Consider the following 6,552-nt stretch of genomic DNA (forward strand, 5'->3'; position numbering starts at 1 on the left):
GGACAGACCGACCCGCCAGGAGAGACCGGTATGACGTCAGAACAGCACGCGGTCCGCGGATTCGCCCGCCCGGCGTCCCGCGCGCGACCGCCGGCCGTGCCGCACGAGCAGCCCACGGACTTCCGCACCCTGATGGCGGGGTTCCCCACGGGCGTGACCATCGTGACCACGTGCGGAGCGGACGGCATCCCCCGCGGAATGACCTTGACCTCCCTGTGCAGCGTCTCCCTGGAGCCACCGGTCCTGCTGGTCTGCATGCGCCGGGGCAGCCCCACCCTCGACGCGGTCCTCGACGGCGGCTCGTTCGCCGTCAACCTGCTGCACCTCCGGGCCAGGACGACCGCCGAGCTCTTCGCCTCGGGGGCACCGGACCGGTTCGAGCGGGTGGCGTGGCAGGCGGACGAGCCGGCTGCCGGCCCGCACCTGTCCGAGGCGGCCCACACCGTCGCCGACTGCACCGTGACCGCCCACCACGTGGTCGGTGACCACGTGGTGATCATGGGCGGTGTCACCGCGGTCAGCCGGCTCGGCGGGGACCAGCACCCGCTGCTCTACGGGCTCCGCCGCTTCGCCACCTGGCCGGAGACGGACGACCACCTCTCGTACGACTTCATCTCCTGAGCGATCGGCCATGGACCAGAACCGGCGGGGGACAGTGATCACCGACCCATCGACGACCGACCGCTCCGCCGAAACGGCGGGAGCGCACTCCGCGGGGTGCGCGTCCACGCTCGACCAGGTCTTCTCCGCGACCGCGCGCAGATACCCGACGAGGGTCGCCGTGCAGGACGGCTGGAACCAGCTGACGTACGCCCGGACCGACCGTCAGGCCACCCGTCTGGCATCGGCTCTGGTGCGCGGGGGAGTCCAGCTCGGCGATCCGCTGATCGTCCACTGCGGCAACCACCGGCACGCCCTCGTGGCGCAGCTGGCCGTACTCAAGGCGGGCGGGGTGTGCGTACCGGCACCGCACACGGCGCGCCGCGGCGCGCTCCCCGCGGCGGCCCGGCAGACCATGGCCCGGGCGGTCCTGTGCAGCCGCTCCACCTACGACGAGGACGTGCGCGGCATCCCCTCGCTCGCGCTGGACGACCCGGCCACCTGGCGGAAGATCGCCTCGGCGCCGGCGGAGCCGACGCTGCCGAGGTCCGCCCCCGAGGGAGCCGCGTACCTCCTGCCCGGCCGGGGCACCGGTCCCACCGGACCGGGGCGGCTGGTCGACCACCGGTCCTGGCTCGCGGCGGCCGCCGACCGGACCCGCAGGACCGGCGGCGCGCCGCTCTCCGTGACCATCGACGAACCGCCCCTGTCGCCCGTGGCACTGGCCGCCACCTGGTGGGCCTGCTCCACGGCCGGCACGCTGCGCACCGCGCCCTGGCAGGAGGACGCGGCCTGGCCGCTGACCGGCGGGCGCCGGAGTGCCGCCCTGCTCACCCCGGCCCGGTACGCCCGCGGTCTGGCGGCCGCGTCCCCCGCCGGGAGCACCCCGCTGCCGCGCGGGTCCGCCCCGGGCCCCGGGACCGTGGTGCTCATCGGGGGACCGAGCTCGCGCGACCTGGTCGCCCGGCACTTCCGGGCCCGTCCCGGCACCCGGCTGTGGGCGGAGTTCGCCCCGGACGAGGGAGCCGTGCCCTGGACGGCGCAGGAGCTGTTCCCCCGGGACGCCGACCGGCCCTACGCCCTCGGCGTGGGAAGCCCGGTGCCTCCTGTGCTGCTGCGGGTGGTCGGACCCGGCGGAGCGCCCCTGCCGCACGGACGGAGCGGCGAACTGGTCGCCGTCGGACCCTCCGGGCTTCCCGAGGACGTCCACCGCTCGGGCTGGTACGGCCTCTGGACCCCCGAGAACACCCTCGACGTCACGCGGCGGCGGCCGTACACGGACGGGACGGGACCGGACGTCCCGATCCGCCTCGACGAACCCGCCGACCTCGCCGGAATGGAAGTGATGTGACCGTGCCCGGAACCGAGCGATCCCACGCACCGGACTTCTCCCACGTGCTGAGCGCCTTCTCGTCGCGGGCGGAGGAGCCACCACCGCCGATCCAGCTGCTGACACCCGCGGGCGCACTTGTGCACCACCCCGACGACACCCCCGGCTACGACCCGCGGACGCTGCGCGCGTTCTACCGGGACATGGTGATGGCCCGGAGCATCGACACCGAGGCCACGGCGCTGCAACGGCAGGGCGAGCTGGGGCTGTGGCCGCCGCTGGCCGGCCAGGAGGCGGCGCAGATCGGGTCGGCCCATGCGCTCCGGGCCGACGACTACGCCTTCCCCAGCTATCGCGAACACGGCGTCGCCTGGTGCCGTGGAGTCGACCCGGTGGACGTCGTCAGGCTGTACCGCGGTGTCACCAACGGCGGATGGGACCCGAGGGAGACGAACTTCCACCTGTACACGCTGGTCGTCGGGTCCCATGCCCTTCACGCCACGGGCTACGCGATGGGCCTCGCCAAGCGGGGTTCCGGAGCCGCGGTCATCGCCTACTTCGGCGACGGTGCCACCAGCGAGGGCGATGTGGCCGAGGCCTTCACCTTCGCCGCCGTCCACGACGCACCCGTCGTGTTCTTCTGCCAGAACAACCAGTGGGCCATCTCCGAACCCGTCGAGCGGCAGCTGCGCGGGCCCCTGTACCGCCGTGCCGCCGGCTTCGGCTTCCCCGGGGTCCAGGTCGACGGGAACGACGTGCTCGCCGTGCACGCGGTGACGCAGGCGGCCCTGGAGCACGTGCGGACCGGCAACGGGCCGTTCTTCATCGAGGCGTCGACCTACCGGATGGGGGCCCACACCACCTCGGACGACCCGACGCGGTACCGGCGCGCGGCCGAGCTGGCCGAATGGCGGGCCAAGGACCCCATCGACAGGGTGCGGACCCATCTGGCCGAGACGGGCCACGCCACACAGGAGTTCTTCGACGGCGTCGACGCCGAGGGCGCCGAGCTCGCCCTCCGTGTCCGCCAGGAGGTCCGCACCATGCCGGACCCGGACCACGGGGAGCTCTTCAGCCACGTGTACGCCGACGGACATCCGCTCGTGGACGAGGAGCGCGCGCAGTTCGCCGCGTACCAGGCGTCCTTCGCCGATCAGGAGGTCAAGTAAGCATGTCCACGGAGAACATGACACTGGCGAGGGCGCTCAACCAGTCCCTGCGCAAGGCCCTGGAGGACGATCCCCAGGTGCTGGTGATGGGGGAGGACGTCGGCCGGCTCGGCGGCGTGTTCCGGGTGACCGACGGTCTGCAGAAGGACTTCGGCGAGGAGCGGGTCATGGACTCGCCGCTGGCGGAGTCGGGCATCGTGGGGACGGCGATCGGGCTCGCGCTGAACGGCCACCGGCCGGTGGTGGAGATCCAGTTCGACGGGTTCGTCTTCCCCGCGTACGACCAGATCGTCACGCAGCTCGCGAAGGTGCACGCCCGGTCGCGGGGGATGCTCACGATGCCCGTCGTGATCAGGATTCCGTACGGTGGCGGGATCGGCGCCGTCGAGCACCACAGCGACTCCCCGGAAGCCCTGTTCGCCCACGTGGCCGGATTGAAGGTGGTGTCGCCGTCCAACGCGGCGGACGCCTACTGGATGCTTCAGCAGGCCGTCCGCAGCGACGATCCCGTGATCTTCTTCGAGCCGAAGCGGCGGTACTGGGACACGGCGGAGGTCGACCGCACGGTGGCCCCCGCCGACCTCCACCGGGCCGACGTCGTACGCCGGGGGACGGACGTGACCCTCGTCGCGTACGGGCCGATGGTGAAGGTGTGCCTGGAAGCGGCGGAGGCGGCCGCCGAGGAGGGCAGGTCCCTGGAGGTGATCGACCTGCGGTCGGTGTCCCCGGTGGACTTCGACACGGTGCAGGCCTCGGTGGAGAGGACAGGCCGGCTGGTCGTCGTGCACGAGGCGCCGGTGTTCTTCGGCGCGGGCGCGGAGATCGCCGCGCGGATCACCACACGGTGCTTCTACCACCTGGAGGCACCGGTGCTCCGTGTCGGCGGCTACCACGCGCCGTACCCCCCGGCCCGGCTGGAGGAGGAGTACCTGCCCGGTCTGGACCGGGTGATGGACGCCGTTGACCGCTCGCTGGGCTACTGAGGGACCACGCACATGACTGACACAGCTGTCCGCCTGCGCGAGTTCAGGATGCCCGACGTGGGCGAGGGCCTGACGGAGGCGGAAGTCGTCACCTGGCACGTCCGGCCGGGCGACACGGTGACCGACGGCCACATCGTCTGCGAGATCGAGACAGCCAAGGCGGTGGTGGAGCTGCCCGTCCCGTTCGACGGCATCGTGCACGAACTGCGGTGCAGTGAGGGTGAGACGGTCGACGTCGGCCAGGTGATCATCTCGGTCTCCGTGACGGAGACGGCACCCGCCCCGCCGCCGGTGAACGCGCCACCGGAACGACTCCCGGTCCTCGTCGGGTACGGGGTCGGACAGAGCTCGACGAAGCGGCGGCCCCGCAGGCCGGTCGTGCGGGGCGATGCCCCCGTGCAGGGGCGAGTACGTGCGAAGCCGCCGGTCCGCAAGCTGGCCAAGGACCTCGGCGTCGACCTGTCCGCGGTCGTGCCCTCCGGTCCCGGCGGCATCGTCACCCGCGACGACGTGCACGCGGCGGTCGTTCCGGTGCCGGTCCCTCCGGCGACGACCGTGGCTCCGCAAGCGGTTCCGGGGGCGACGACCGTGGCTCCGGCGGTGACCGTCGCTCCGGAACTCCCGGTGGCGGGGGAGCGTGAGACCCGGATGCCGGTCAAGGGGGTGCGCAAGGCCACCGCGGCGGCGGTCACCGCCTCCGCCTTCACCGCGCCGCACGTCACGGAGTTCGTGACCGTCGACGTGACGCGCACCATGAAACTGGTGGCGGAGCTCAAAGAGGATCCGCAACTGGCCGGCTGCCGGGTCACCCCGATGCTCCTCGTGGCCAAGGCTCTTCTCGTGGCGGTCGGGAGGAACCCGGGAATCAACGCCGCCTGGGACGGGACCGCACAGGAGATCGTCCTGAAGCACTACGTCAACCTCGGTATCGCCGCCGCCACGCCCCGCGGGCTGATCGTGCCGAACATCAAGGACGCCCACACGATGTCGCTCCCGCGGCTGGCCTCGGCCGTCACGGAGCTGGTGTCGACGGCGAGGGAGGGCAGGACGTCCCCGGCCGCGTTGCGAGACGGCTCGATCACCCTCACCAACATCGGCGTCTTCGGTATCGACGCCGGTACCCCGATCCTCAACCCGGGGGAGTCGGCGATCCTCGCGGTCGGCGCCATCAGTCCCCGGCCATGGATCCACAAGGGCCGGATCAAGCCCCGTCAGGTGGTGACCCTCGCGCTCTCCTTCGACCACCGGCTGGTCGACGGCGAGCTGGGTTCCACGTTCCTCGCGGACGTCGCCGCGGTTCTCGAGAGGCCCAGGCGACTGTTCACCTGGGGCTGATCCCGTACGGCACGGCCGAGCACGGGCTCAGAACGGTCCGGGAGACACATGTCCCTGACCGGTCGCCTCCTCGGACTCCGTGTCACCCCCCTGGACGGGGCCGGCCTCCGACCCTCCCCCGTTCGGGGGCCGGCCCTCCTCACCGCCCTTCCCCAGCGATACACAAGGAGACTTCAGTGGTGGTCGACGCCTCGGCGAAGACGGTGCAGCGCGTGGAGAGGGTCGTCATCCGCTTCGCGGGCGACTCGGGCGACGGCATGCAGCTCATCGGTGACCGGTTCACGTCGGAGACGGCCTCGTTCGGGAACGACCTCTCGACGCTGCCGAACTTCCCCGCCGAGATCCGCGCACCTGCCGGGACCCTGCCCGGTGTCTCCTCCTTCCAGTTGCAGTTCGCCGATCACGACATCCTCACGCCGGGCGACGCGCCCGACGTGCTGGTGGCGATGAACCCGGCGGCGCTCAGGGCGAACATCGGGGACGTACCGCGTGGCGCGGAAGTCATCGTCGACACCGACGAGTTCACCAAGCGCCCCATGGCGAAAGCCGGTTACGGCACCTCCCCGCTGGAGGACGGAACCCTCGCCGCGTACCGCGTGCACCCGGTGCCCCTCACCACGCTCACGGTGGGGGCGCTGAAGGACTTCGGACTGTCCCGCAAAGAGGCCGAGCGCAGCAGGAACATGTTCGCTCTGGGTCTGCTGTCCTGGATGTACCACCGGCCCACCGGGGGGACGGAGACGTTCCTCCGGCAGAAGTTCGCGAAGCGACCCGGGATCGCCGAGGCCAACGTGGCCGCCCTGCGGGCCGGCTGGAACTTCGGCGAGACGACGGAGGACTTCGCGGTCTCCTACGAGGTGGCCCCGGCCACCAGGGCTTTCCCCGGTGGCACCTACCGGAACATCTCCGGGAACCTGGCCCTGTCGTACGGGCTCATCGCCGCGGGACACCTGGCGGATCTGCCGGTCTATCTGGGGTCGTACCCCATCACCCCTGCTTCGGACATCCTGCACGAGCTGAGCCGGCACAAGAATTTCGGCGTGCGGACGTTCCAGGCGGAGGACGAGATCGCCGGGATCGGGGCGGCGCTGGGGGCGGCGTTCGGCGGTTCGCTCGGCGTGACCACGACCTCAGG

At 71.9% G+C, this 6,552-nt stretch carries 6 protein-coding genes; all 6 read left to right on the top strand.

All coding sequences use genetic code 11. The features are described from left to right. Positions 1-30: 30 nt before the first annotated feature. Positions 31-621 (top strand): flavin reductase family protein, encoded by a 591-nt coding sequence (locus ACFC51_RS35390; RefSeq protein WP_376376034.1) that lies wholly within the window; start codon positions 31-33, stop codon positions 619-621. A gap of 10 nt (positions 622-631) precedes the next feature. Then, a complete protein-coding gene (locus ACFC51_RS35395; RefSeq protein ID WP_376532860.1) occupies positions 632-1,951 on the top strand; it encodes an AMP-binding protein in 1,320 nt (439 codons plus the stop codon). Continuing rightward, the gene (gene pdhA, locus ACFC51_RS35400) at positions 1,948-3,099 is read left to right on the top strand and encodes a pyruvate dehydrogenase (acetyl-transferring) E1 component subunit alpha (RefSeq protein WP_376532862.1); all 1,152 of its coding nucleotides are present in this window, start codon (positions 1,948-1,950) and stop codon (positions 3,097-3,099) included. The genes ACFC51_RS35395 and pdhA overlap by 4 nt, the downstream gene beginning before the upstream one ends. A gap of 2 nt (positions 3,100-3,101) precedes the next feature. Continuing rightward, the gene (locus tag ACFC51_RS35405; RefSeq protein ID WP_376376028.1) at positions 3,102-4,082 is read left to right on the top strand and encodes an alpha-ketoacid dehydrogenase subunit beta; all 981 of its coding nucleotides are present in this window, start codon (positions 3,102-3,104) and stop codon (positions 4,080-4,082) included. Between the two features lie 12 nt (positions 4,083-4,094). Then, complete coding sequence (locus ACFC51_RS35410; RefSeq protein ID WP_376532864.1) at positions 4,095-5,417, top strand: dihydrolipoamide acetyltransferase family protein; 1,323 nt, start codon at positions 4,095-4,097, stop codon at positions 5,415-5,417. Positions 5,418-5,575: 158 nt separating this feature from the next. Continuing rightward, positions 5,576-6,552 (top strand): 2-oxoacid:acceptor oxidoreductase family protein (locus ACFC51_RS35415; protein ID WP_376376077.1); only part of this gene is annotated, 977 nt, incomplete at its 3' end.

The organism is Streptomyces sp. NPDC055962 (assembly GCF_042270185.1).
Taxonomy (GTDB): Bacteria; Actinomycetota; Actinomycetes; order Streptomycetales; family Streptomycetaceae; genus Streptomyces.

Bases quoted from the DNA above. Each gene is read 5' to 3' on its own strand.
- ACFC51_RS35405 (WP_376376028.1), top strand. From the start codon at position 3,102: ATGTCCACGGAGAACATGACACTGGCGAGGGCGCTCAACCAGTCCCTG.
- ACFC51_RS35395 (WP_376532860.1), top strand. From the start codon at position 632: ATGGACCAGAACCGGCGGGGGACAGTGATCACCGACCCATCGACGACC.
- ACFC51_RS35390 (WP_376376034.1), top strand. From the start codon at position 31: ATGACGTCAGAACAGCACGCGGTCCGCGGATTCGCCCGCCCGGCGTCC.
- ACFC51_RS35410 (WP_376532864.1), top strand. From the start codon at position 4,095: ATGACTGACACAGCTGTCCGCCTGCGCGAGTTCAGGATGCCCGACGTG.